Origin of the sequence: Achromobacter spanius, from assembly GCF_039673305.1 — a bacterium.
In the GTDB taxonomy this organism is placed as follows: domain Bacteria; phylum Pseudomonadota; class Gammaproteobacteria; order Burkholderiales; family Burkholderiaceae_B; genus Achromobacter; species Achromobacter spanius_F.
Map to the genome: position 1 here is coordinate 142,188 of NZ_JBDJLJ010000003.1, position 23,787 is coordinate 165,974.

The window sequence follows — 23,787 nt, forward strand, 5'->3', positions numbered from 1 at the left end:
CGGGTTTTTTGTTTTCCGCCTCCTGGATCTGCCGTCTTACAGGAGGCCCGCATGTCTTTCACCGCATCTTCCACCGAATCTTCCACCGAATCTTCCACCGACTCTTCGACCTTCGACGCCGCCGCGCCCGTGCTCCACTTTCTGTGCGGCAAGATCGGCGCGGGAAAGTCCACGCTGGCGGCCCGGCTCGCGGCGCGGCCCGGGACCCTGCTGCTCAGCGAAGACCGCTGGCTGGCGTCGCTGTATCCCGGCGAGATCGTGGACGTGACGGATTACGCGCGCTGCGCCGGCCGCCTGCGCAATGCCATGGGCGACCATGTGGCGGCGCTGGTGGCGGCCGGCCTGTCGGTGGTGCTGGACTTTCCCGCGAATACGCGGCGCAGCCGAGAATGGCTGCGCGCGGTGGCGCAAGCGTCGGGGTGTCCGCACCAGCTGCATTACCTGGACGTGCCGGACGACGTGTGCAAGGCGCGGCTGCGTGCGCGCAATGCCGCGGGCACGCATCCCTTCCAGACCAGCGATGCCGAGTACGACGCGATCACGGCGTATTTCGTCGAGCCTGACGAAGGGGAAGGGCTGTGCATCGTCAGGCACGTGTGGCAGGCGGCGCAAGCGGGTGCGCAAGCGGACGCGCCGGCGGCCGGCCTGCTATGATTACTGGATAAATAAACAGCTCTCCGGCGCCGATGTTGCCCCCGCACCGTTACTACTATCTGCACAATTTCCAGCGCGCGCTGGCGTGGGTCTCGGACCGCTACGCCGACCTGCTGGACGCGGACGATTGCCGTTTCCTGGCGGATTTCGCGGCGTTGCCGCAGGCGTCGCAAGCGCTGATGGTGCGCATGCTGATGCGGCGCGGGCCGTGGTTTCGCGCCAGCCGGCTCGTCTACGACGAAATCCCGGGCATCGAGGACGCCGCCGCGCCGCTGCAGGCGTTGGGCTGGCTGGACGCCCAGGCGCTGATGACGCTGGACGAACTGTTCGGGCTGCTGACCAAGCCGGAACTTGTCCGCGTGTTCGCCCCGCAGGCGGCGGCAAGGCCCGCCGCGCGCAAGGCCGACATGCTCGAGGCGCTGCGCCCCGTCCTGGGCGACGCGCGTCCCTATGGCGGCTGGAACCCCGGCGCGCAAGAGGCCGTCTGGCGCGTGACCGTGGGCGAACGCTGCGAACGCCTGCGCCTGATGTTCTTCGGCAACCTGCACCAAGACTGGTCGGAATTCGTGCTGGCGGACCTGGGCGTGTTCCAGTACGAAGCCGTGCCGTTCGACGCCGCGTCGCGGGCGTTCCAGACGCGCGCGGACGTGGACTGCTACCTGGCGCTGCACGCCTGCCGGCAGGCGCTGGACGAGGGCGCCGCCGTCGACACCTTGCTGCAGGCCGCGCAGGCCTGCGCCAGCGGCAACGCCTGGCTGGAAAAGCGCCGCGCCAAGGTGCTGCTGCGGATCGGGCAGGCCTGTGAGCGTGCGCAGGACTGGGAGGCCGCGCAGCGCGTGTACGCTTGCTGCGACTATCCGGGCGCCAGGCATCGCCGCATCCGCGTGTATGAACGGATGCAGCGGTTCCAGGACGCGATGGCGCTGGCCCTGCAGGCCGGCAGCGCGCCGGAAAGCGAAGAAGAAAGCCAGCGCGTGGCGCGCATGATGCCGCGGCTGCGGCGCGGGCTGGGGCAGGGCGTGCCGGCGCGCGCCGCCGCGCCGGCCGTGCCGCGCACCGACCTGGCGCTGCCGCGTCCGGCCGTGGCCTCGTCCGTGGAATACGTGACGCGGGACCACCTGCATCATGACGACGCTCCGGTGCATTACGTTGAGAATGCGCTGATCAATTCGCTGTTCGGGCTATTGTGCTGGCCGGCCGTGTTCGCGCCGCTGCCGGGCGCGTTCTTCCATCCGTTCCAGCGCGGCCCGGCCGACCTGGATGCGCCGGACTTCCACGCGCGGCGCCAGGCGCACTTCGAGGACTGCCTGGCGCAGCTTGATACGCCGGCCTACCGCGATGTCATCCTGCGGCGCTACGCCGACAAATCCGGCGTGCAGTCCCCGTTCGTGTTCTGGGGCGCCTTGTCCGAACCGTTGCTGGCGCAGGCACTGGACTGCCTGCCGGCCGCGCACCTGAAGCTGTTCTTTGCGCGGCTGCTGCGCGACGTCAAGGCGAACCGGACCGGGCTGCCCGACCTCGTCCGTTTCTGGCCCGCCGAACGCCGATATGAACTGATCGAAGTGAAGGGGCCGGGCGACAAGCTGCAGGACAACCAGATCCGCTGGCTGCAGTACTGCGTGGCGCATGGTATGCCGGTGCGCGTCTGCCACGTCAGCTGGCTCGAGGGCGCGGCATGAGCTACGCGGTGGCGGTGCGTGCGCTGTGCGAGTTCACGGCCCGGGCGGGCGACCTGGACCTGCGTTTCACGCCGGCGCCCAGCGGCGTGGAGGGCATGGCGGGCCATGCGGTGGTCACGGGACGACGGGGGCCGGACTACGAGACCGAGGTTCCCCTGTCCGGCGCCTTTGAAGGCCTGTTGGTGCGTGGCCGCGCCGACGGCTACGACCCGGCCGCCAATCAGCTCGAAGAGATCAAGACGTATCGCGGGCAGATCGACAGCGTGCGCGAGAACCACCGCGTGGTCCATTGGGCGCAGGCGCGGGTGTACGGCCATCTGCTGTGCCAGGCGCGGGGCCTGGCGAGCGTGCGGGTGGCGCTGGTGTACTTCAACGTGGCCACGGAAGAAGAGACCGTGCTGGTTGAAACCTGCCAGGCCGCCGAACTGGCCGCGTTCTTCCAGGCGCAGTGCGGGCGCTTCCTGGCCTGGGCCAGAACTGAGCTTGCCCATCGCCAGGCGCGCGACGCCGCGCTGGAAAAGCTGGCGTTTCCGCACGGCGAGTTCCGGGCCGGTCAGCGCGAACTGGCGGTGGCCGCCTACCGCACGGCGCGCGACGGCGGCTGCCTGATGGCGCAGGCGCCCACCGGCATCGGCAAGACGCTGGGCACGATCTTTCCTTTGCTCAAGGCCAGCCCGGGAACGGGGCTGGACAAGATGTTCTTCCTGGCGGCCAAGGGGCCCGGGCGGGGCTTGGCGCTCGAGGCGCTGGACACGGTCAACGCCCAGCCCGCCGCGCCCGGGCTGCGGGTGCTGGACCTGCAGGCCCGCGACAAGGCCTGCGTGCATCCGGACCTGGCCTGCCATGGCGAATCTTGCCCGCTGGCGCGGGGCTTCTACGACCGCCTGCCGCAGGCGCGCGCGGCGGCGCTGGAACACACGCGACTGGACGCGCCCGCCGTGCGCGCCACCGCGCTTGAGCATGATGTCTGTCCGTATTACCTGTCGCAGGAGCTGATCCGCTGGAGCGACGTCGTGGTGGGCGACTACAACTACTACTACGATTCCACGGCGATGCTGTACGCGCTGACGCAGGCGCACCAGTGGAAGGTGGCCGTGCTGGTCGACGAGGCCCACAACCTGGTGGACCGCGCGCGCCGCATGTACACCGGCGAACTGGACCAGGACCGCCTGACGGCGGCGCGCCACGCGGCGCCCAAGGCGCTCAAGAAAGCGCTGGACGGACTGCACCGGTCCTGGAACGCCCTGAACAAGAAGCAGGCCGAACGCTACCAGGCCTACGACGCCGCGCCGGCCGGCGTCTTGTCGGCGGTGCAGAAGGCGGTTGCCGCCATCACCGAATATATCGGCCAGGCGCCGCTGCCGCAGGACGATCCCCTGCTGGGGTTCTACTTCGAGGCGCTGCATTTCATGCGGCTGGCCGAGCAGTTCGGCTCGCACGCGCTGTTCGACGCGACGCGCAGCGACGCGGCCGCCGCCGGCGCCAAGACGCCGCCGTCCGTGCTGTGCGTGCGCAATGTCATTCCCGCGCCCTATCTGGCCGCGCGCTATGCGGGGGCGCACGCCACGGTGCTGTTTTCGGGCACGCTGAGTCCGCAACAGTTCTACCGCGATACGCTGGGCCTGCCCAAGGACACGCCCTGGATCGACGTGGCCGCGCCGTTCCAGGCGGCGCAACTGGCGGTGCGGGTCGTGGGCAACGTGTCGACGCGCTTTCGCGACCGCGAGCGCTCGCTGGCGCCCATCGCCGACCTCATCGCGCGCGAGTACGCCGAGCGACCCGGCAATTACCTGGGGTTCCTGAGCAGCTTCGACTACCTCAAGCGGGTGGCCGACCTGATGCGCCAGCGCCATCCGCACGTGCCGATCTGGCTGCAGACGCCGGGCATGGATGAGCCCGGCCGCGCGGCGTTCCTGGCCCGCTTCACGGAAACCGGGCAGGGCGTGGGTTTCGCGGTGCTGGGGGGCGCGTTCTCGGAAGGCGTGGACCTGCCGGGCAAGCGGCTGATCGGCGCGTTCATCGCCACCCTGGGCCTGCCGCAGGTGAATCCCGTGAACGAAAACATGAAGCGCGCCATGGACCTGCGCTACGGCGAAGAGAACGGCTACGACTACACCTATCTGTACCCGGGCATGCAGAAGGTGGTGCAGGCGGCGGGCCGCGTCATCCGCACCGAGCACGACGTGGGCACGGTGCATCTCATCGACGATCGCTATCGCCGCGCCAAGGTGCGCGGACTGCTGCCGGGCTGGTGGCGGGTGGACTGATCCGGCCGCGGGCTACGCGGGGCGCAGTTCGGTCAGCGGCTGGCTGGGATCGCGCGACAGCTGGTAGCCGTACCAGAGGCTGCGCGCCATGCGCTTGGCCATTTCCTGCGCCGCGTCGCCCAGCGCGCGGTTGGGCAGGGCGTCGGTAGTTTCCCCGAATAGCACCAGCCAGCGTTCGAAGAGCTCGGCCTTCAGGTTGGGCATGGCGACGTGCTTGGGCATGGGCATGCCCGAGAAGCGGCCGGTGCCCAGCAGCACCGCGGACCAGAAGTCGGACAGCGTGGCCAGGTGTTCGTCCCAGTCGTGGATCAGGCCGTTGAAGATGGGACCCAGCGACTCGTCGGCGCGCGCCTTGCCGTAGAAGGTGTGGACCATGTCCTGGATTTCGGCTTCGGTGCAGAGGTCGGTGGGGGTGGTCAAGATCGTCTCCGGACGGTGGGCAGGAGGCGATCTTAGGGCGGGGGCGAACCCTTGCGGTTTGATATGGCTCAAGCGTCGCGGCGGAATTTACGCGAACGCCGGCATGGTCGGCGGTTTGGGTAATAATGATACCTATTCTTATTATGGCGGGCCTGTATGCGAAAAAGAATGGGGTGGCGCGTTGCGCCGGCGGCGCTGGTTTTTGCGATGTTGGGCGCGGCGTCAGGACTGGCCGCGGCGCAGTCGGCGCAGGGCGAGGTGACGCCGCAGGCGCATGCCGACACGCGCATCGAGTTGCGGAAGGGAGAGTTCCTGGCGGGCACGTGGGCGGCGGACAGCGGCGTGACGCTGGATCTGCTGGACGCGGACGGCCGCCACGTGCGCCGGCTGAGCGACCGCGAGAAGCCGGCCGGCATGCTGATGCTGGTCGGTCCGGCCGACGGCGCCTATACGGTGCGGGCGCAGGGGCAGGGCGCATACCGGTGGGCGGTGACCGAGCGCCTGCCGTTGTCGGCGCAGCATGCGCCCGCGCCCGCGATTGAAAGCCCGCGCCTGGCCGCGCTGGCGCAGACGCTGGCGCGGGGCGGCACGACCGCCGCGTTCTGGGAAGAGATCGCGCGCACGGGCACGCCGCTGGTCGAGCCGGTGGATGCGGCCAATGATCGCGTCACCTTCCTGTGGCGGGGCGCGCAGCGCAATGTCCGCCTCTTTGGCGGGCCGTCGGCCGACCACGCGCAGTTGGCGCGGCTGGGCGATTCCGATGTCTGGCATGTGAGCTTCGTGGTGCCCAGGTCGACGCGCCTGTCGTACCGGCTGGCGCCCGACGTGCCCGAGCTGCCTGGAACCGGCATGGCGCGGCGGCGCGCGATCCTAGCCACCGCGCAGGCCGATCCCGGCAACCCGAAGGTCTATCCCGAGCGCGGCGTCGACGCCTTCCAGAACTATTCCGTGCTGGAACTGGCCGGTGCGCCGCCGCAGCCCTGGGTGGAGCCGCGCGCGGGCGTGCCAGCCGGCACGGTGCAGGCCAAGGATCTGCGCAGCGATATACTGGGCAACACGCGCAAGGTGCATCTGTATCGTCCGGCCGGCTGGCGGCCTGATGGCCCGGACAACCACGTGCTGGTGCTGTTCGACGCGGGCGCGTACCTGGGCCGGGTGCCCACGCCGACCATCCTGGACAACATGATCGCGGCAGGCGTCATCCCGCCGACGGCGGCGTTGCTGATCGACAATCCCACGGCGGATTCGCGGGGCCGCGAGCTGCCGCCCAATCCGGACTTCGCCGATTTCCTGGCGCGCGAGCTCATGCCGTGGGCGCGCAAGCAGGGCATCGGCGCGCCGGCGGCGCGCACCGTCATCGGCGGTTCCAGCTACGGTGGGCTGGCGTCGTCGTACGCGGCGTTGCGCCATCCCGAGATCTTCGGCAACGTGCTCAGCCAGTCGGGCTCTTACTGGTGGGCGCCGCCGGGCGAAGAGGACCAGTGGCTGACGCGGCAGTTCGTCGCCATCCGCAAGCTGCCGGTGCGCTTCTTCCTGGGTGCCGGGCTGTTCGAGACGGGGCGCGGCGGCCAGCCCGGCATCCTGGAGACCAACCGGCACTTGCGCGACGTGCTGCTCGCCAAGGGCTACCTGGTGACGCACCGCGAGGTCGCGGGCGGCCACGACTATCTGAGCTGGCGCGGCACGCTGTCCGACGGCCTGCTGGAATTGATCGGCACGGATCGTCAGGCGAGCCGCTGAGGTCGGTCAGCATCGTTGGGGGCAAGGCGCGGACCTGGCGCGGCCCGGCCTGACGCGGCCCGGCCTGACGCGGCCCGACAGTTTGCGTAGTATTGTCGCCTTGCGCGGGCGGGTGGCCGCCGCGCGCCCAACGACAATACGCGCGCCCGGCTGCCCCGCGGCGCGCCGCCAGGAGACCCACACCCATGTCTACCGCCGCCCCGCTGAATGAGATTGTGGCGATGCCCGCGCACGCGCTGTCGGACGCCATCCGCAGCCGCCGCGTGTCCTGCCGCGAAGTGATGCAGGCCTATCTGGCGCATATCGACCAGGTCAACCCCAAGCTGAACGCCATCGTCGCGCGGCGCGACAGCGACGAACTCTTGTGCGAAGCCGACGAACGCGACGCCCAGCTGGCCGCGGGCCAGTGGCTGGGCTGGCTGCATGGCATGCCGCAGGCGCCCAAGGACCTGACCGCGGTGCGCGGCATGGTCACGTCCATGGGATCGCTGGTCTACAAGGACGTGGTGACGCAGCATGATTCGATCATCGTCGAGCGCATGCGCGCGTCCGGCGCGATCTTCATCGGCCGCAGCAATGTGCCGGAATTCGGCCTGGGCTCGCACACCTACAACAAGGTCTACGGCGCCACGGGCAACCCCTACGACGCCACCAAGACCGCCGGCGGCAGCAGCGGCGGCGCGGCCGCGGCGCTGGCCGCCCGCATGCTGCCCGTGGCCGACGGCAGCGATTTCGGCGGATCGCTGCGCAACCCGGCGGCGTTCTGCAACGTCTACGGCATGCGTCCGTCCGCGGGGCGCGTGCCGGCCGGTCCCGCGCCGGAAGTGTTCCTCAAGCAGCTTTCCTATGAAGGGCCCATGGGCCGCACGCCGCGCGACGTGGCACTGCTGCTGTCGGTGATGGCGGGCCATGACAAGCGCGCGCCCCTGTCGCTGACCGACGACCCCGCCCAGTACGCACAGCCGCTGGACGCCGACCTGTCCGGCCGGCGCGTGGGCTGGCTGGGCGACTGGGGCGGCTATCTGCCGATGGAGCCCGGCATCCTGGACCTGTGCGCGCAGGCGCTGAAGGGCCTGGACGCCTCGGGCTGCCGGGTCGTCGATTACCAGGTGCCCTTCGCGGGCGAGCGGCTGTGGCGCATCTGGCTGACGCACCGCCACCTGATGGTGGGCGGGCAATTCCATGCGCTGGTCCAGAATCCGGACACCCGCAAGCTGGTCAAGCCCGCGCTGATCTGGGAAGTCGAAGGGTTGGACGGCATGACCGCGCACGAGGTCTACCAGGCGACCGAGGAGCGCAGCGCGTGGTACCAGACGGTGCTGCGCATGTTCGAGGACGTGGACTACCTGGCCGTGCCGTCGGCGCAGGTGTTTCCCTTCGACGTGAATCTGGACTGGCCCAAGGAGATCGCCGGCCGGCCCATGGATACCTACCATCGCTGGATGGAGACCGTCACGCCCTGGACGCTGGCGGGGTGTCCGGTGATCAGCGTGCCGGTCGGGTTCAACGCCGCGGGCCTGCCGATGGGCATGCAGCTCATCGGGCCGCCCCGTGGGGACCTGGCCGTGCTGCAGCTGGCGCACGCGTACGAAAAGACGCGCGACTGGGTCCGGGAACGGCCGCCCCAGGCGCTCTGGACGGGCCAGGCCTGACGGAAAACGCACCAACGCTCACAGGTGTCGGACCAAATTCTGTAATAGAACTTTGCTTTTTACCGACGAAGGGCGGCAAGTTTTGGGTTTTCCCGCATTTTTCATGGCTGCGGGGCGGCACCTTTGTAATAATTGTCGAAATTTCCCACATCCCGTCAGGGCCGCCGGCCGCGGGCAGGCCGATGCGGCGGGATTCAAGGGGCGTCCCGCTCGGACGTTGACAAGTCGAAACAGTACAAAGGTCTCTCGGAATGAAGAATCTGACGCTCCGCCGGCGCATCCTGGCCAGTTTCCTGGTCATTCTTGCGATCATGACCCTGATGGTGGTGGTGGACTACCGGCGGCTGCTGCACATCGAGTCCGAAGTCGAAATGATCAACGTCGACGCCGTTCCGGGGATCTACTACAGCACCTCGATCCGGGCCGCGTGGTTCGCGGGCTTCGTGGTGGTGCAGGATGCCTTCAATACCACCGACGAGCGGGAGCGCCGCACCACGCTGGAGGCGCTGCCCAAGAACGACCAGCTGCTGGACGAGCACATCGAGTTCTACCGGCAGGCCATCACCCGGCAGGACGACCAGCAGCTGTTCGACGAGTTTCAAAAGGATCTGCGCGAATACAAGCGCATCCGCACCGACATCCTGGCGTCCGCGGATCAGTCGGATCCCGCGCGCGTGCGGGCGCGCATCGCGTCGGAATTGCGGCCCGCGTTCTATCAGGGGCGCGACATCCTGGCCAGGATGGTCGTTGAAAACAAGAAGCAGGCGGACCTGGCCGCGGTCAGCATCCGGCAATCTGTCAGGTCGGCCGAAACCGGCATGCTGGCGTCGCTGGCGATGGCCATTGCCGCGGCGATCGTCTGCGGGGTGTTGCTGATGCGCGCCATCGCCAATCCGATGCGCGACATCGTCAAGACGCTGGAAGCCACCGGCGGCGGCGACCTGACCCGGCGGCTGAAGCTGGCGCGCAACGATGAATTCAACGCCATCGAGAGCGGCTTTAACGGCATGGTGGACGAGCTGACCGGCCTGGTCGGCAAGACGCAGCGGTCGGCCGTGCAGGTGGCGACGTCGGTGACCGAGATCGCCGCCACGTCCAAGCAGCAGCAGGCCACCGCATCCGAAGTGGCGGCCACCACAACGGAAATCGGCGCTACCTCTCGCGAAATCTCCGCGACCTCGCGCGAACTGGTGCGCACCATGACCGAGGTCTCCGGCGCGGCCGAGCAGACCGCGACGCTGGCCGGCAGCGGGCAGGTGGGCCTGGCGCGCATGGAAGACACCATGCGCAACGTGGTGGGCGCGGCCGGCTCGGTCAACGCCAAGCTGGCCATCCTGAACGAGAAGGCGGGCAACATCACGCAGGTCGTGACGACGATCACCAAGGTGGCCGACCAGACCAACCTGCTGTCGCTGAACGCGGCCATCGAAGCCGAGAAGGCCGGCGAGTACGGCCGCGGCTTTGTCGTGGTGGCCACCGAGATCCGCCGCCTTGCCGACCAGACGGCCGTGGCCACGTACGACATCGAGCAGATGGTGCGCGAGATCCAGTCGTCCGTGTCCGCCGGCGTGATGGGCATGGACAAATTTTCCGAGGAAGTGCGCCGCGGCATGACCGACATGCAGCAGGTGGGCGATCAGCTGTCGCAGATCATCCAGCAGGTGCAGACGCTGGCGCCGCGGGTGCAGATGGTGAATGAAGGCATGCAGGCGCAGGCGACCGGCGCCGAGCAGATCAACCAGGCGCTGCAGCAGCTCAGCGACGCCGCGCAGCAGACCGTGGAATCGCTGCGCCAGTCCAGCCTGGCCATCGAAGAGCTGACGCTGGTGGCCAATGACCTGCGCAGCGGCGTTTCGCGCTTCAAGGTGTGAACGCGGCCATGACGGATCCCGTCCCCCGCGCGCCCGCCGGTCCGGCTCATGCCGCCGCCGGACGCCGGCTGTATCTGCTGTTCCGGATCGGCGCGGACCGCTATGCGCTGGACGCCGCCGATATCGCCGAGGTGCTGGGCCTGCGCGCATTCAAGCAGGTGCCCGGCGCGCCGCACTGGGTGGCGGGCATGATGCAGCGCCGCGGCGCGGCCGTGCCGGTGCTGGACATGAGCGCGCTGGCCGGCGCGGGCGCGGCGGCGGCCGTGACCAGCACCCGGCTGGCGATGGTGCGCTACCGCGCGGATGCGCTGGCGGGCGAGCGCCTGCTGGGATTGATCCTGGAGCAGGCCACCGAAACCGTCCACTACGACCCCGCCGCGTTCCAGCCGCACGCGCTGGACAACGCCGAAGCCCGCTACCTCGGCCCGGTCCTGAGCGATGCGCAGGGCATGGTGCAGGCCGTGAGGGTGGATGATCTGCTGCCGCTGCATGTGCGGTCGCTGCTGTTTCCGCCCGGGGCCGCCCCGGCGGCTGGCGAGGCGCGGCCATGAGCCTGATGGAAGAATTCAGCGGCTTGCTCAAGCGCAGGATGGGGCTGGACAGCGGCTCCATCGGCCAGGCCGCCGTCGAGCGCGCCGTGCGCCACCGCATGCATGCGGCCGGCGTGGAAGACGAGCGCGAATACCTGGCGCGGGTGCAGTCCTGGCCCGACGAAATGCAGCAGCTGATCGAAGCCGTGATCGTGCCGGAGACCTGGTTCTTCCGGTATCCGGAATCGCAGGCGGCCATGGCGGCGCTGGCCCGCGAGCGCCTGTTCGCGCCGGGCTGCGAAGGCCGGGTGCTGCGGGTGCTGAGCGTGCCCTGTTCCAGTGGCGAAGAACCGTATTCCATCGCGATGGCGCTGCTGGACGCCGGCGTGCCGCCGCAGCGCTTCCAGGTGGACGCCGTGGACATCAGCGTGCGCATGGTCGAATTCGCCCAGCGCGCCGTGTATGGCCGCAACTCCTTCCGCGGCGACCATCTGTCGTTCCGCGACCGCCATTTCTCCGAGGCGCCCGACGGCCACCAATTGGCCTCGCGGGTGACGGCGCAGGTCCGGTTCCGGCCGGGCAACCTGTTCGATCCCAATCTGCTGGCGGGCGCGGCGCCCTACGATTTCGTCTTCTGCCGCAACTTGCTCATCTATTTCGACGCCGCCACGCAGGAGCGCGCGATCCAGGTGCTGCGGCGCCACACGCGCGAGGACGGCGTGATCTTCGTGGGGCCTGCCGAGACCAGCCTGCTGACGGGACGGCGGCTGCCGCCGGTGCCCATCGCGCGCTCGTTCGCGTTTCGGGCCAGGCCGGCGCCGGCGCCGGCCGAAGCCCCGGCTCCGCTGCGCGCGCCGCCTCCCATCGTGCATGCCTGGACGCCGCCCAGGCGAACCGTCGCCCAGACGCCTGCGCCGCGGCTGCCCCTGCCGCACGCGGCCATCGCGGGCGCGGCGCCTGCCGGCGCGGCCGTGGCGCCCGGACAGGCGTCCGAGGCATCGCTGCGGCAGATCGAGTCCCTGGCCGACCAGGGCAGGGTGCGGGACGCGATGGCGCAGTGCCAGGCCCACATTGACCTGCATGGCGCGAGCGCCGCGGTGCTGCATCTGCAGGGCCTGCTGCTGGACGCGGCGGGCAATGCGCGGCAGGCGCAGGCCGCCTACCGCAAGGCGCTGTACCTGGACCCGACCCACCGCGAGGCGCTGCTGCACCTGGCGGCGCTGGTCGCGTCCGATGGCGACCACGAGGGCGCCCGCCGCCTGCAGGCGCGCGCGGCGCGCCAGGAGGCGCGGCGTGAGTGAACAGATTTCAACGCTGTCCGACGTGGACGACTGCTGGAACCGCATCGGCATCCGCGGCGACAAAAGCTGCGCGCAGCTGCCCGGACATGTGCATTGCCGCAACTGCCCCGTGTATGCGGCGGCCGCCAAGCGCATCCTCGACCGGCTGGCGCCGGGCATGGAGGAACAGGCCGAACCCGCCGCCGAGGCCCAGGGCGAGAACCTGTCTTCGCTGCTGGTGTTCCGGCTGCATCAGGAATGGCTGGGCCTGCCCACCCGCGCGCTGGACGAGGTGGCCGGCACGCGCGGCATCGTCAGCCTGCCGCATCGCCGCGATCCGGCCGTGCTGGGCGTGACGAACGTGCGCGGCACGCTGACGGTTTGCGTTTCGCTGTCGCGCCTGCTGGGCCTGGAGGCCGCGGCGCCGCAGTCGCGCGAGCGTCCCGCGGCCGCGCGCATGCTGATCATCGGCGGCGCGGGGCGGGCGGTGGTGCTGCCCGTGGACGAGGTCGAGGGCATGCACGACGTGGACCTGGACGCGCTGGAACCGTTGCCGGCGACGGTGCAGGGAGCCAGCCTCAAGTATTCGCGCGGCATGGCCCGCTGCGGCGGGCGCGGCGTGGGCGTGCTGGACGAAACCTTGCTGATGCAAGCCTTGGAACGGAGCCTGGCGTGAATCCGGATCAGATGCGCGACGCCTCGCTGCTCGAATTGTTCCAGATCGAGACCCGCACCCAGGTGCAGGTGCTCAACGACGGCCTGCTGGCGCTGGAACAGGATCCCACCTCGGCGCCGCAGCTCGAGGCCTGCATGCGCGCCGCGCATTCGCTCAAGGGCGCCGCCCGCATCGTGGACCTGCATCCCGCCGTGCGCATCGCGCACGCCATGGAGGATTGCCTGGTGGCCGCGCAGGAGGGACGCTTGCGCCTGCAGGCGGCCGATATCGACGCCCTGTTGCTGGGCGCCGATCTGCTGCAGCGCGTGGCCACGCCGGGCGTGGAGCTGGACGCCGAGATCGGCGACCTGGTGGTGCGCCTGAGCAGCGCGCCCAATGCGCCGCCGGCCCTGGCGCCGCGCCCGCCCAGGCCGTCGGATTTCCTGCCGCCGATCGTGCTGCCGTATGACGCACCGGCCGCGCCCGCCGGGTCGGCGGCGCCGGCGGCCCCGGTTCCCGCGCCGGCGCGCCGCAGTTCGGACACCGGACTGGGAGACGGCGAGCGCGTGCTGCGCGTCACGGCCGACACGCTCAACAAGCTGCTGGGCCTGTCCAGCGAAACGCTGGTCGAATCGCAGTGGGTCGGCCCGTTCAGCGCGTCCATGCTGCGCCTGCGGCGCATGCAGGCGGGCGCCGCGCAGGCGCTGGACGGCGTGCGCGCCGTGCTGGCGGGACAGAAGCTGGACGCGCGCGGGCAGGCGGCGCTGGACGATGCGCAGCGCATCCTTGACCAGTGCCAGCGCGAACTGACGCAGCGCGCGAACGAAGTCGACGAATTCGGCTGGCGCATGAGCCATCTCACGCGGCGGCTCTACGACACCGCGCTGGCCTGCCGGATGCGGCCGTTCGGCGATGGCCTGGGCGGCATGGCGCGCATGGTGCGCGACCTGGGCCGTTCGCTGGGCAAGCAGGTGCGCCTGGAGATCGACGGCGAGAACACGCAGGTGGACCGCGACATCCTGGAAAAGCTGGATGCCCCGCTCATGCACCTGCTGCGCAACGCGGTGGACCATGGCATCGAAGCGCCCGCGGCCCGGGTGGCGGCGGGCAAGCCGCCGGAAGGCCTGATCCGGCTGTCGGCCCGTCACTCGGCCGGCATGCTGCTGGTCGAGCTGGCGGACGACGGCTCCGGGATTTCGCTGGACCAGCTTCGCGCCGAGGTCGTCGAACGCAAGCTCACCAACACGGAGACCGCCGCGCGGCTGAGCGAGGCCGAACTGCTTGAATTCCTGTTCCTGTCGGGGTTCAGCACGCGCGACGAAGTGACCGAGATCTCGGGGCGCGGCGTGGGGCTCGACGTGGTGCAGACGATGGTGCGGCAGTTGCGCGGCGCCGTCCGGGTGTACCAGCAGGCGGGGCAGGGCACGCGCTTCGTGCTGGAGATGCCCCTGTCGCTGTCGGTGGTGCGCAGCCTGCTGGTCGAAGTGCAGGGGCAGATCTACGCGTTTCCGCTTGCCTACGTCCGGCATGCGCTGCAGGTGCGTGCCGAGGACATCGAACAGCTCGAAGGCCAGCAGCATTTTCGCTTCATGGATCGCCAGATCGGCCTGGTGTCGGCCCGCCAGATCCTGCGCGCCGGCGAACCCGCGCCGGCCGCCGACACGCTGCCGGTGGTGGTGGCCGGCGAGCATGACCGCCTCTACGGCATCGCCGTGGACCGCTACGTGGGCGAGCGCACGCTGGTGGTCCAGCCTCTGGATCCGCGGCTGGGCAAGGTGCAGGACGTGATGGCGGGCGCGTTGATGGACGACGGCACGCCGCTGCTGATCCTGGACGTGGAGGACATGCTGGTGTCCGTCCAGAAGCTCATTGAAGGCGGCAGCCTGTCGCGGGTCGACAGCGGGGCCGAGGCCGCGACGGCGCGGCGCCGCAAGCGCGTGCTGGTGGTGGATGACTCATTGACGGTGCGCGAACTCGAGCGCAAGCTGTTGCTGAACCGGGGCTTCGACGTGGCCGTGGCGGTGGACGGCATGGACGGCTGGAACATGCTGCGCGCCGAGGACTTCGATCTGATCGTGACCGACGTGGACATGCCGCGCATGGACGGCATCGAGCTCGTGTCGCGGATCAAGGCCGATCCCAGGCTGCAGGGCCTGCCGGTGATGGTGGTGTCGTACAAGGACAGGGAAGAGGACAGGCAGCGCGGGCTGGACGCCGGCGCCGACTACTATCTGGCCAAGGGCAGCTTCCACGACGATGCGCTGCTCGATGCCGTCGAAGACCTGATCGGGAAGGCACGCACGTGAGAATCGGGATCGTCAACGATATGCCCCTCGCGGTCGAGACCCTGCGGCGCGCGATTGCGCTGGAGCCCGGCCTGGAAGTGGCGTGGACAGCGTCCGACGGGCTGGAGGCCGTGCAGCAGTGCGCGCGCGACCGTCCCGACGTGGTGCTGATGGACCTCATCATGCCCGTCATGGACGGCGTCGAGGCCACGCGCCGCATCATGGCGGAAACGCCCTGCGCGATCGTGGTGGTGACGGCGGACGTGGCGCGCCATACCTCGCGGGTGTTCGACGCGATGGGGCACGGCGCGCTGGACGCCGCGGACACGCCGGTCGTCGGCAGCGGCGACATGCGCAGCGCCGCCGCGCCGCTGCTGCGCAAGATCCGCAATATCGGCTGGCTGATCGGGCGCTACGGCAGCCGTCCGGCCCTGACGCCGCTGGCCAAGCCCGCGCCCCAGCCGGGCGCGCGGCGCCTGCTGGTGATCGGCGCCTCGGCAGGCGGGCCGGCCACGCTGGCGCAGTTGCTGGGCGACCTGCCGACCGACTTCCCGGCGGGCATCGTGCTGGTGCAGCACGTGGACGCGTCGTTCGCGGCGGGCATGGCGGACTGGCTCAACGACCAGGTGTCGCTGCCCGTCAGGCTGGTGCGCGAAGGCGAACGGCCGCAACCTGGGCAGATTCTGCTGGCGGGCACGGATGACCATCTGCATTTGCTGGACGATGGTACCCTGCGCTACACCGACCAACCCACGGAAAGCCTGTACCGGCCCTCCATCGACGTTTTTTTCCATAGCGTGGCGCAGCATTGGCGCGGCGTGGCGGTCGGCGTGCTGCTGACCGGCATGGGACAGGACGGCGCGCGCGGCCTGAAGGCGCTGCGCGAGCGGGGCTGCCTGACCATCGCGCAGGACCAGGCCACCAGCGCCGTCTATGGCATGCCCAAGGCCGCCGCGGCCATGCAGGCCGCCGTGGAAATCCGGCCACTCGAACAAATTGCCACCCGCGTCATCCAGGCGTTCGCCTGAGCCGCGGAACACAGGCGAAATTCAAGGACCTCACTATGCTCCCTTCCATTGACGACCCAGCCTCCGCGGACTTGAATTCGCACGGGGCGATGGTGCTGCTCGTCGACGATCAGGTGATGGTTGGAGAGGCCATCCGGCGCGCGCTGGTGCCCGAAGGCAATATCGATTTCCACTATTGTTCGGATCCATACAAGGCCCTGACCGTGGCGGTCCAGACGCGGCCCACCGTCATCCTGCAGGACCTGGTGCTGCCGGGCGTGGACGGCCTGAGCCTTGTGCGCGAATACCGCAGCCATCCCGTGACGCGGGACATCCCCATCATCGTGCTGTCCACCAAGGAAGATCCGGCGATCAAGAGCGCCGCCTTCTCGGCCGGCGCCAACGATTACCTGGTGAAGCTGCCGGATTCCATCGAACTGGTGGCGCGCATCCGCTACCACTCGCGCTCCTACATGGCGCTGGTGCAGCGCGACGAGGCCTACCAGGCCCTGCGCCAGAGCCAGCAGCAGCTGCTGGAAAGCAACATGGAGCTGCGCCGGCTGACCAATTCCGACGGCCTGACGGGCCTGGGCAACCGGCGCTATTTCGATGAGTACCTGAACGCCGAATGGCTGCGCGCGCGCCGCGATGGCCGCGAGATCAGCATGCTCATGATCGACGTGGACCACTTCAAGTCCTACAACGACACCTACGGCCATATCGCGGGCGACGAAGCGCTCAAGCGCGTGGCCAACACCATTTTCGCGAGCTGCGACCGGTCCACCGATCTGGCCGCGCGCTTCGGCGGGGAAGAGTTCGCGCTGGTGCTGCCCGGCACGCCCGCGGGCAGCGCCCGCCTGGCCGCCGAGAAGCTGCGCCGCGCCGTCGAGGCCATGCAGATCCCGCAGCGGGAAGCGGGTTCCGGCCCCTGGCTGACGGTCAGCGTGGGCCTGGCCACGGCCGTGCCCCAAGGCGAGCAGCCTTGCACCGAGCTGATCCAGGCGGCCGACCGGGGCCTTTATGAGGCCAAGCGCCAGGGGCGCAACCGGGTCGTGCCCGGGCAACTGTGACGCGCGGACAGCCGCCCGCGCAGTCCGCATGACAACCGTGCCTGCCCTGAGCTAGCCCGCCAGCACGAAGGCTTCCGACGGGCAGCCCAGGCGCTGCGACAGCTCCCGCGCGGCCTCGCGCAGCGCGACCGGCACCGGTCCCTCCCAATCCGAAGGCAGCCGCTCCGCCTCGCAGGTGGTCGAGATCGCCAGCACCATGTTGCCGCCCGCGTCAAAGACGGGCGCGCTGAAGGCGTTGACCTTGACCTTATGGCGCGGCGAGTCGGCCGCGCCGACGGCCCGCGCCAGTCCGTGCCGGCGCGTCTCGGCCACGCGCTGCGCGAACTGTCCGTTGTCGGGTTGGCCGCTGCGCGCGCGCGCCTGCAGTTCGTCGTCGATGGCCGCCTGTGCCTGTTCGGGCGGCATGAAGGCGGCGAACGCAATGCCCGTGGCCGATTGCGTGAGGCTTACCACGACGCCCGCCTGCAGGAACGGACTGACCGGATGGGCCGACGGCTCCCAACCGACGATCGTCGCGCCCTGGTTGCCCCAGACGGCGATGCCGACAGTGCGCTGGCCGATGCGCTCGCAGATGGCGGGCAGCGCCGCCAGGGCGATCCGCTGGGCCTTCAGGCTCGCGAGGCTGGCCGTGCCCGTCTGGCTGCCGACTTCTCCCAGGTCGTGCGCGAAGGTCCGCAGGTACTTGCCGTCGCCGAAGGCCAGCGAGTGATGGGCGCTGCGGAAGATCTTCTCCACCTGGCCCAGGTAGACCACGTGGTCCCCGCCGGGATAGGCGGCGACCTTCACGCATTCCAGGTGGGCGGCGCAGTCGTCGATGATGGGCACGCCGCCCAGCCCGGCGGTGACGGGAACCTCGCGGAACTTGTCGGCGCCCGATTTCGCGAACTGGTTGGACACCTGCACCTGATGGTCCGCCAGGATGTTGACGACGAAGCGATCGCAATCGCGGAACGCCGGGTAGCTGCTGGAGGTGGTGGATTGGCTCCACAGGATCAGCGGCGGATCCAGCGATACCGAGCTGAAGGAGTTGGCGGTGACGCCAAAGGGTTTGCCCCCGGCATCGCAGGTGGTGATTACGGTAACGCCGGTGGGGAAAGCGCCGAGCGCGCGGCGGAATTCCCGGCTGTCGAAGGGTGTCATGCTCGCATCCTGTTTCGTGAATGCCAGCGCCGCGCAGGATGGAAACCGTCCCGCCTGCATGCAGCCTGGCATGGCGCCCAGTCTAGGAGCGGCGGGGAAACGCCCACAAATTGTGTTCCGGTATGCGTCTATTACGCACCGTTATGAATGCGGCGGTTTCAGACGGGTTCGGCAAGCTGCTCGCGAAAGTGCTTGCGCAGGTATTCCTTGAAGGCCTGCGCGGCCGTGGAGAGTTCGGCCTTGCGCGACAGGATGCAGCCCCAGTGGCGGGTGGCGTCCAGGTCCTGGATCTCGATGAGGACGCGCGACGACTGGGCGTTGCGCTGGACCATGGTGCGCGGCAGGAAGGTGACGCAGTTGCCGGCGTCGATCATGCCGAGGAGGGTGGGCAGGGTGGAGGCCGTGGTGTGCTCGAACGTCAGCCCCTGCTTGGCGAATTCTTCGGTCAGGTGCTTGCGCAGCGACAGGTAGCGGTCCAGGAACATGATCCGGTAGGGCGCGATCATCGACAGGGTGACGCTGGCGTGCGCGGCCAGCGGGTGGCCGGCGGGCACGACGAGCAGCACCTTTTCCTCGGCCAATGACTGGAACTGCAGCCCACGCTGCTTGGTGTCCAGCGCCGCCACGGCAAAGTCCGCCGCGTCCTGGGTGACCGCCTGCACCACCTGCGCGTAGGGCAGGTCGCGCAGCACCACCTGGATATCCGGATAGCGCTGCTGGTAGTCGTGGATCAGGCGCGGCAGCACCGTTGCGGCCAGCATCGGCGTGCAGGCCACCACGATGCGGTTGCGGCCGGTTTCGGCGCTTTTCTGGAAGTGGCGCATGACCTCGCGCAGGCCCGCCAGCGCTTCCTCGGCCGCGTCCCGCAGGCGGATGCCATCCGGCGTGGCGGTGACCTGGCGCGTGGTCCGCTGCAGCAGCTTGGTGCGCAGCTTGTCTTCCAGGCGCTTGACCCGGTTGGTGACGGCCGGCTGGGACAGATGCAGCTTGCGGGCGGCGTCGCTGAAGCTGCCTTCGCGCACGACCCACAGAAAGGTTTCCAGTTCGGAAAGTTCGAGCCGGGTGAGGGCGGTGTGGTCGGTTGATTGATTCATGGTGGTTATAGATGTATCACGCCGCGGAAATTGTGCATATCCGAGTCGACACCAATACTGACGCCACTTCGACACCTCTTCGAACTCATCGGAAATCGGAAAAGCATGAGCACAAACGCCCGCCAAATGGCCCTGGTGGCCTTCCTGCAAGCGCAGAATTGTTCCAACTACGTCGGCTCCTGGAGAAATCCGTCGAGCATGGCCGACTACCTCACGCCGGAGTACTACCAGCGCATCGCGCGCACCCTGGAGGACGGCTGCTTCGACATGGCGTTCTTCGACGACCGCCTGGCGATGCCGGACATCTACGGCGGCGACCATCGCGAAACCGTGCGCAGCGGCGTGCGCGCCGTGAAGCTCGAACCGACCGCGGTGCTGATGGCCATGGCCATGGCCACGCGTCACCTGGGGCTGGGCGCCACCTACTCCACCACCTATTACGAACCCTTCCACGTGGCGCGCCTGTTCGCGACGCTGGACCTGATGACGAAGGGCCGCGTGGCCTGGAACGTGGTGACCTCCATGAACAATTCGGAAGCGGCCAACTTCGGCCATACCGAACATCTGGAGCACGACCTGCGCTACGACCGCGCCGACGAGTTCATGGAAGTGGTCATGGGGCATTGGGATACCTGGGAAGACGACATCATCGTCGCCGACAAGGAAGAGGGCTTCTTCGCCGATCCGGACAAGGTGCGCAGACTGGACCATGAAGGCCGCTTCTTCCGGTCGCGCGGGCCGCTGACCGTGCCGCGCTCGCCGCAAGGCAATCCGGTGATCCTGCAGGCCGGCCAGAGCGGGCGGGGGCTGGCCTTCGCGGCGCGCTGGGCGGAAGTGGTGTTCGCCAAGTATCCGACGCTGGAAGGCGGCATCAAGCAGTACCAGGCGCTCAAGGAAGGCGTGGCCAAGGCCGGGCGTCATCCCGACGACCTGAAGGTCGCCGCCGAAGTGAAGATCATCGCCGCCGAAACGGAAAGCCTGGCGAAGGAAAAGCGCGAGATGATTGCCGGCCTGTCGCGTCCCATCGACGGGCTGACCATGATCGGCGAGACCGCCAACATCGATTTCTCGGGACGCCCCTACGACCAGCCCTTCACGGATGCGGAACTGGCCGCGATGTCGTGGCAGAGCCTGCGCGACAAGGTGGTGCAGGTCAGCGGCAAGAAGAACCCTTCCGTGCGCGACTTCGTCGAGGCCTCGGGCCGCGGCACGCTCAACGACGGCCCGGTGTTCTGCGGCACCGGCGAGCAGGTGGCCGACATGATGGAAGAGTGGTTCAGCAAGGGCTGCGACGGCTTCGTGCTGTCGGCGACCGCCGTGCCGGGGACCTACGAGGAGATTGTCCGCCTTGTCATCCCCCACCTGCAGAAGCGCGGGCTGGTGCGCAAGGAGTACGGCAGCGGCACGCTGCGCGGCAATCTGGGCCTGCGCCGTCCGCGCGCGGGCGACTGGAAGGCCAACAGCCGCTGAGGACCGCCGACATGAGCAAAGCAAGCGTGCGGATGATGTCCGCCAGCGGCATCCTGGGCTACGGGTTTCCGGAGGCCTCCATCAAGGCGGCCATGGAACTCAAGCCGCATATGGTGGGGGTGGATGGGGGGTCGAGCGATCCCGGCCCGCATTACCTGGGATCCGGCAAGACCCTGAATTCCCGGCTCGCCATGAAGCGGGACCTGTCGCTGCTGTTGCGCGCGGCGATCGCCAATGGCATCCCCATGATGGTGGGCACCTGCGGCGGCGCCGGCGGCGAGCCCCATCTGCAGGCCTGCGCCGACATCGTGCGGGAGATCGCCCGCGAACACGATCTGCATTTCAAGATGGCGCTGATCCATGCCGAGCAGGAGCCGGCGGCGATCCGGCGGGCGCTGGCCGAAGACCGCATCCGCCCGCTGGGCGCGGCGGGCATCCTGACGGCGGACGACGTCGACCAGGCCGTGCGCATCGTCGGCATGATGGGGCCGGAGCCCTACCGCCAGGCGTTGGAGCAGGGCGCGCAGGTGATCCTGGGCGGACGCGGCACCGACCCCGCGCCGTGGGTGGCGCTGGCCATGCACCACGGCGTGCCTGAAGCGCCCGCGTGGTACGCCGGCAAGATGCTGGAGTGCGCCTGCAACGCGGCCATCCCCAAGAAGCACGACTGCCTGATGGTGACGGTGGGCGAGGACTACGTGGAGGCCGAGCCGCTCAACCCCGAGCTGCGCTGCACCCCGCTGTCGGTGGCGGTGCAGGCGTTGCACGAGAACGCCAGCCCGGTGCTGCGCTACGAGCCGGGCGGCTGCGTGGACACGCGCGATTGCGAGATCCGCGCGGTGTCGGACCGCCGCGTGCGCATCACGGGCATGAAATGGCAGCCCCAGCCGTACAGCATCAAGCTGGAAGGCGTGCGGCGGGCGGGATTCAGCGCGGTGGCCTTTGCCGCCACGCGCGATCCGGGCCTCATCGGCCAGGTGGACGGCTTCCTGGACTTCGTGCGTTCGTCCACGGCCACCAAGGTCGCGGCCCTGGGCCTCGCGCCGCAGGACTGGCAACTGGTGCTGCGGGTCTATGGCGCGAACGGCGTCATGGGAAGCTGGGAGCCCAACCCCGGCTTTCGCCCGCAGGAACTGGCCATCGTCGCCGAAGTCGTGGGCACCACGCAGGAAATCGCCAACGCGGCCCTGTCGCTGGCGCGCGTGACCCTGCTGCATTCCGACTTTCCCGGGCGCATGTGCCGCGAAGGCAACATGGCGTTCCCGTTTTCGCCGTCGGACATCGAACGCGGGCCGATCTACGAGTTCTTCATGCAGCACGTGATCGAGGTGGCTGATCCGCTCAGCCTGTTTCCCATTGAATACGAAACCGTCTGAGCGGGGAGAGCCGACGTGGCCAAGCTGAAAGACATCGCCAAGGCCTGCAAAAGCAAGAACGCAGGGCCGTTTTCCATCACGCTGGACATCATGTTCGATGACCCGGCGCTGTTCGAGCGCGTCCGCGCCACGGGCGTCGTCAGCGCCGCGCTGATCGCCCGCCTGTACGGGGTGCGGGAGGACGACGTGCTCTTTACCGAGTATCCGCCGGCGCTGGCGTGGAAGGCGACCCTGCCGCGCCCGGTGGCGTCGGGCGCGGTGGGCGACGTGGACGTCTACGGCGCGCAGCAGCACGCGCCGCTGCTGGATATCGAAATTCCCCTGTGACGCGGCGCGGCCGGCAGCGGCCGTTCGCCAACAGGACACCTGTTGTTCAAGCACTGACTACACAAAAAAGCACAGGAGAGAGACATGGTTCGGATATTCAAGGTAATGCTTCCCGTCGCGCTGGCCCTGCCGGCCGCGGCCCTGGCGCAGGACACGCTGAAGATCGGCGCGCTGGTGACCTTGTCCGGCGCGGGCGCGGCCTGGGGCCAGGCGCTGCTGTACGGCGCCGAACTCGCGGCCGACGACATCAATGCGCAGGGCGGCCTGGAGGTCGGCGGCAAGAAGTACAAGATCAGCGTCATTCCCTATGACGACAAGTACCAGTCGGCCGACGCGGTGACCGCTGCGAACCGCCTGGTCAGCGACGACAAGGTGAAGTACATCATCGGGCCGATGGGCTCCGCCCCGGCGCTGGCCGTGCAGCCGGTCACCGAGCGCGAGAAGGTCATCATCATGACGCTGGGCTTCACCAACAAGGCGCTCAGCCCGGAAAAACCATATTCCTTCCGCCCGAACCTGACGACCGAAGAGACGTCGCCGCCCATCATCGCGTGGCTGGTGAAGCGATACAACCTGAAGAAGGTCGGCGGGTTGTTCCCCAACGACGAGTCCGGCCAACAGATTTCCGGAGACCTGTCCAAGGCGTACGAGAAGGCGGGCGCGGCGCTGTCCAGCAAGGAATTCTTCGAACGCCAGCGGGTGGACATGGTGCCCCTGCTGACCCGGATGCTTGCCGCCGGGGTCGACGCCATCGAGCTGAACGGGAATTCGCCGGCCACGGCCGGCATGATCGTGCGCCAGGCCAGGGAGCTGGGATTCAAGGGGCCGATCGTGCGCAACGGGGGGCCGGCCACGCCCGAGATCGTGGCCGTGGCCGGCAAGGCCGCGACCGAAGGCATGATGGTCACGTCCCTGCAGGATCCCGACAACAAGGAGGTGGCGCAATACGCCCAGCGTTACCAGGACAAGTACAACAAGAAGATGAACGGCTTCAGCCCGGCTTTCTACGACGGCACGCACATGCTGTTCAAGGCCATGCAAAACGCGGGCACCGTGGCCGACAGCACCCGCGTCCGCGACGAGCTGGCCAAGCTCAAGGACTACAAGGGCATCCAGGGCGTCGTGAACTGGAGCGGCAAGGCGCGCTACGGCATCGACCATCAGGTCGCGTCGCCGTTCTTCATTTCCGAGGTCCGCGACGGCCAGGAAGTCACGGTGGCGCGCTGCGATATCGACAAGTGCGTCGATATCCAGAAATGAGCGGGCGGAG

At 68.9% G+C, this 23,787-nt stretch carries 19 protein-coding genes; 16 read left to right on the forward strand and 3 right to left on the reverse strand.

Going from position 1 to position 23,787, the window contains the following annotated elements; translation table 11 throughout:
• Positions 1-51 precede the first annotated feature (51 nt).
• The 3 genes from ABE485_RS04755 to ABE485_RS04765 are packed head-to-tail and all read left to right on the forward strand — an operon-like array spanning position 52 to position 4,600.
• The gene (locus ABE485_RS04755; protein ID WP_346513838.1) at positions 52-654 is read left to right on the forward strand and encodes an AAA family ATPase; all 603 of its coding nucleotides are present in this window, start codon (positions 52-54) and stop codon (positions 652-654) included.
• A 32-nt stretch (positions 655-686) separates the two neighbouring features.
• Positions 687-2,333: a VRR-NUC domain-containing protein gene (locus ABE485_RS04760; protein ID WP_346513840.1), complete on the forward strand. Its 1,647-nt coding sequence runs from the start codon at positions 687-689 to the stop codon at positions 2,331-2,333.
• Positions 2,330-4,600: a helicase C-terminal domain-containing protein gene (locus ABE485_RS04765; protein WP_346513841.1), complete on the forward strand. Its 2,271-nt coding sequence runs from the start codon at positions 2,330-2,332 to the stop codon at positions 4,598-4,600. The genes ABE485_RS04760 and ABE485_RS04765 overlap by 4 nt, the downstream gene beginning before the upstream one ends.
• 12 nt (positions 4,601-4,612) lie before the next feature.
• Here the strand turns inward: ABE485_RS04765 and ABE485_RS04770 are convergent, their stop codons facing one another.
• On the reverse strand, positions 4,613-4,975 hold the full coding sequence (locus ABE485_RS04770) for a group III truncated hemoglobin (RefSeq protein ID WP_430795393.1): 363 nt from the start codon (positions 4,973-4,975) through the stop codon (positions 4,613-4,615).
• 213 nt (positions 4,976-5,188) lie between these two features.
• Between ABE485_RS04770 and ABE485_RS04775 the strand changes: the two genes are divergently transcribed.
• The 9 genes from ABE485_RS04775 (at position 5,189) to ABE485_RS04815 (ending at position 17,110) form a co-directional block, all read left to right on the forward strand.
• Positions 5,189-6,760: an enterochelin esterase domain-containing protein gene (locus ABE485_RS04775; RefSeq protein ID WP_346513843.1), complete on the forward strand. Its 1,572-nt coding sequence runs from the start codon at positions 5,189-5,191 to the stop codon at positions 6,758-6,760.
• Positions 6,761-6,945: 185 nt separating this feature from the next.
• Positions 6,946-8,412, forward strand: a complete 1,467-nt coding sequence (locus tag ABE485_RS04780) for an amidase (protein WP_346513844.1) — start codon at positions 6,946-6,948, stop codon at positions 8,410-8,412.
• Positions 8,413-8,663: 251 nt separating this feature from the next.
• On the forward strand, positions 8,664-10,283 hold the full coding sequence (locus tag ABE485_RS04785) for a methyl-accepting chemotaxis protein (protein ID WP_346513845.1): 1,620 nt from the start codon (positions 8,664-8,666) through the stop codon (positions 10,281-10,283).
• A gap of 8 nt (positions 10,284-10,291) precedes the next feature.
• Positions 10,292-10,834, forward strand: a complete 543-nt coding sequence (locus tag ABE485_RS04790) for a chemotaxis protein CheW (RefSeq protein WP_346513846.1) — start codon at positions 10,292-10,294, stop codon at positions 10,832-10,834.
• Positions 10,831-12,114 (forward strand): CheR family methyltransferase, encoded by a 1,284-nt coding sequence (locus ABE485_RS04795; protein WP_346513848.1) that lies wholly within the window; start codon positions 10,831-10,833, stop codon positions 12,112-12,114. The genes ABE485_RS04790 and ABE485_RS04795 overlap by 4 nt, the downstream gene beginning before the upstream one ends.
• Entirely contained in the window at positions 12,107-12,769 is a 663-nt protein-coding gene (locus ABE485_RS04800; protein WP_346513849.1) for a chemotaxis protein CheW, read from the forward strand. The genes ABE485_RS04795 and ABE485_RS04800 overlap by 8 nt, the downstream gene beginning before the upstream one ends.
• Complete coding sequence (locus ABE485_RS04805; protein ID WP_346513850.1) at positions 12,766-15,054, forward strand: hybrid sensor histidine kinase/response regulator; 2,289 nt, start codon at positions 12,766-12,768, stop codon at positions 15,052-15,054. The genes ABE485_RS04800 and ABE485_RS04805 overlap by 4 nt, the downstream gene beginning before the upstream one ends.
• Complete coding sequence (locus ABE485_RS04810) at positions 15,051-16,061, forward strand: chemotaxis response regulator protein-glutamate methylesterase (RefSeq protein ID WP_346513852.1); 1,011 nt, start codon at positions 15,051-15,053, stop codon at positions 16,059-16,061. The genes ABE485_RS04805 and ABE485_RS04810 overlap by 4 nt, the downstream gene beginning before the upstream one ends.
• 35 nt (positions 16,062-16,096) lie before the next feature.
• Entirely contained in the window at positions 16,097-17,110 is a 1,014-nt protein-coding gene (locus tag ABE485_RS04815; RefSeq protein ID WP_346513854.1) for a PleD family two-component system response regulator, read from the forward strand.
• Positions 17,111-17,161: 51 nt separating this feature from the next.
• Here the strand turns inward: ABE485_RS04815 and ABE485_RS04820 are convergent, their stop codons facing one another.
• Both ABE485_RS04820 and ABE485_RS04825 read right to left on the reverse strand, forming a co-directional pair.
• Entirely contained in the window at positions 17,162-18,250 is a 1,089-nt protein-coding gene (locus ABE485_RS04820; RefSeq protein WP_346513855.1) for a flavin reductase, read from the reverse strand.
• A gap of 158 nt (positions 18,251-18,408) precedes the next feature.
• Entirely contained in the window at positions 18,409-19,344 is a 936-nt protein-coding gene (locus tag ABE485_RS04825; protein ID WP_346513856.1) for a LysR family transcriptional regulator, read from the reverse strand.
• A 105-nt stretch (positions 19,345-19,449) separates the two neighbouring features.
• Between ABE485_RS04825 and ABE485_RS04830 the strand changes: the two genes are divergently transcribed.
• From ABE485_RS04830 to ABE485_RS04845, 4 genes are all read left to right on the forward strand, one after another.
• Entirely contained in the window at positions 19,450-20,814 is a 1,365-nt protein-coding gene (locus tag ABE485_RS04830) for an LLM class flavin-dependent oxidoreductase (protein ID WP_346513858.1), read from the forward strand.
• Between the two features lie 11 nt (positions 20,815-20,825).
• Positions 20,826-22,190: an acyclic terpene utilization AtuA family protein gene (locus ABE485_RS04835; protein ID WP_346513859.1), complete on the forward strand. Its 1,365-nt coding sequence runs from the start codon at positions 20,826-20,828 to the stop codon at positions 22,188-22,190.
• A gap of 15 nt (positions 22,191-22,205) precedes the next feature.
• Entirely contained in the window at positions 22,206-22,517 is a 312-nt protein-coding gene (locus tag ABE485_RS04840) for a DUF4387 domain-containing protein (protein WP_346513860.1), read from the forward strand.
• Positions 22,518-22,601: 84 nt separating this feature from the next.
• Complete coding sequence (locus ABE485_RS04845; protein ID WP_346513861.1) at positions 22,602-23,777, forward strand: ABC transporter substrate-binding protein; 1,176 nt, start codon at positions 22,602-22,604, stop codon at positions 23,775-23,777.
• Positions 23,778-23,787 lie beyond the last annotated feature (10 nt).

Coding starts and splice junctions, on each gene's coding strand:
- ABE485_RS04755 (WP_346513838.1), top strand. CDS start 52: ATGTCTTTCACCGCATCTTCCACCGAATCTTCCACCGAATCTTCCACC.
- ABE485_RS04760 (WP_346513840.1), top strand. CDS start 687: ATGTTGCCCCCGCACCGTTACTACTATCTGCACAATTTCCAGCGCGCG.
- ABE485_RS04765 (WP_346513841.1), top strand. CDS start 2,330: ATGAGCTACGCGGTGGCGGTGCGTGCGCTGTGCGAGTTCACGGCCCGG.
- ABE485_RS04770 (WP_430795393.1), bottom strand. CDS start 4,975: ATGGTCCACACCTTCTACGGCAAGGCGCGCGCCGACGAGTCGCTGGGT.
- ABE485_RS04775 (WP_346513843.1), top strand. CDS start 5,189: ATGGGGTGGCGCGTTGCGCCGGCGGCGCTGGTTTTTGCGATGTTGGGC.
- ABE485_RS04780 (WP_346513844.1), top strand. CDS start 6,946: ATGTCTACCGCCGCCCCGCTGAATGAGATTGTGGCGATGCCCGCGCAC.
- ABE485_RS04785 (WP_346513845.1), top strand. CDS start 8,664: ATGAAGAATCTGACGCTCCGCCGGCGCATCCTGGCCAGTTTCCTGGTC.
- ABE485_RS04790 (WP_346513846.1), top strand. CDS start 10,292: ATGACGGATCCCGTCCCCCGCGCGCCCGCCGGTCCGGCTCATGCCGCC.
- ABE485_RS04795 (WP_346513848.1), top strand. CDS start 10,831: ATGAGCCTGATGGAAGAATTCAGCGGCTTGCTCAAGCGCAGGATGGGG.
- ABE485_RS04815 (WP_346513854.1), top strand. CDS start 16,097: ATGCTCCCTTCCATTGACGACCCAGCCTCCGCGGACTTGAATTCGCAC.
- ABE485_RS04820 (WP_346513855.1), bottom strand. CDS start 18,250: ATGACACCCTTCGACAGCCGGGAATTCCGCCGCGCGCTCGGCGCTTTC.
- ABE485_RS04825 (WP_346513856.1), bottom strand. CDS start 19,344: ATGAATCAATCAACCGACCACACCGCCCTCACCCGGCTCGAACTTTCC.
- ABE485_RS04830 (WP_346513858.1), top strand. CDS start 19,450: ATGAGCACAAACGCCCGCCAAATGGCCCTGGTGGCCTTCCTGCAAGCG.
- ABE485_RS04835 (WP_346513859.1), top strand. CDS start 20,826: ATGAGCAAAGCAAGCGTGCGGATGATGTCCGCCAGCGGCATCCTGGGC.
- ABE485_RS04845 (WP_346513861.1), top strand. CDS start 22,602: ATGGTTCGGATATTCAAGGTAATGCTTCCCGTCGCGCTGGCCCTGCCG.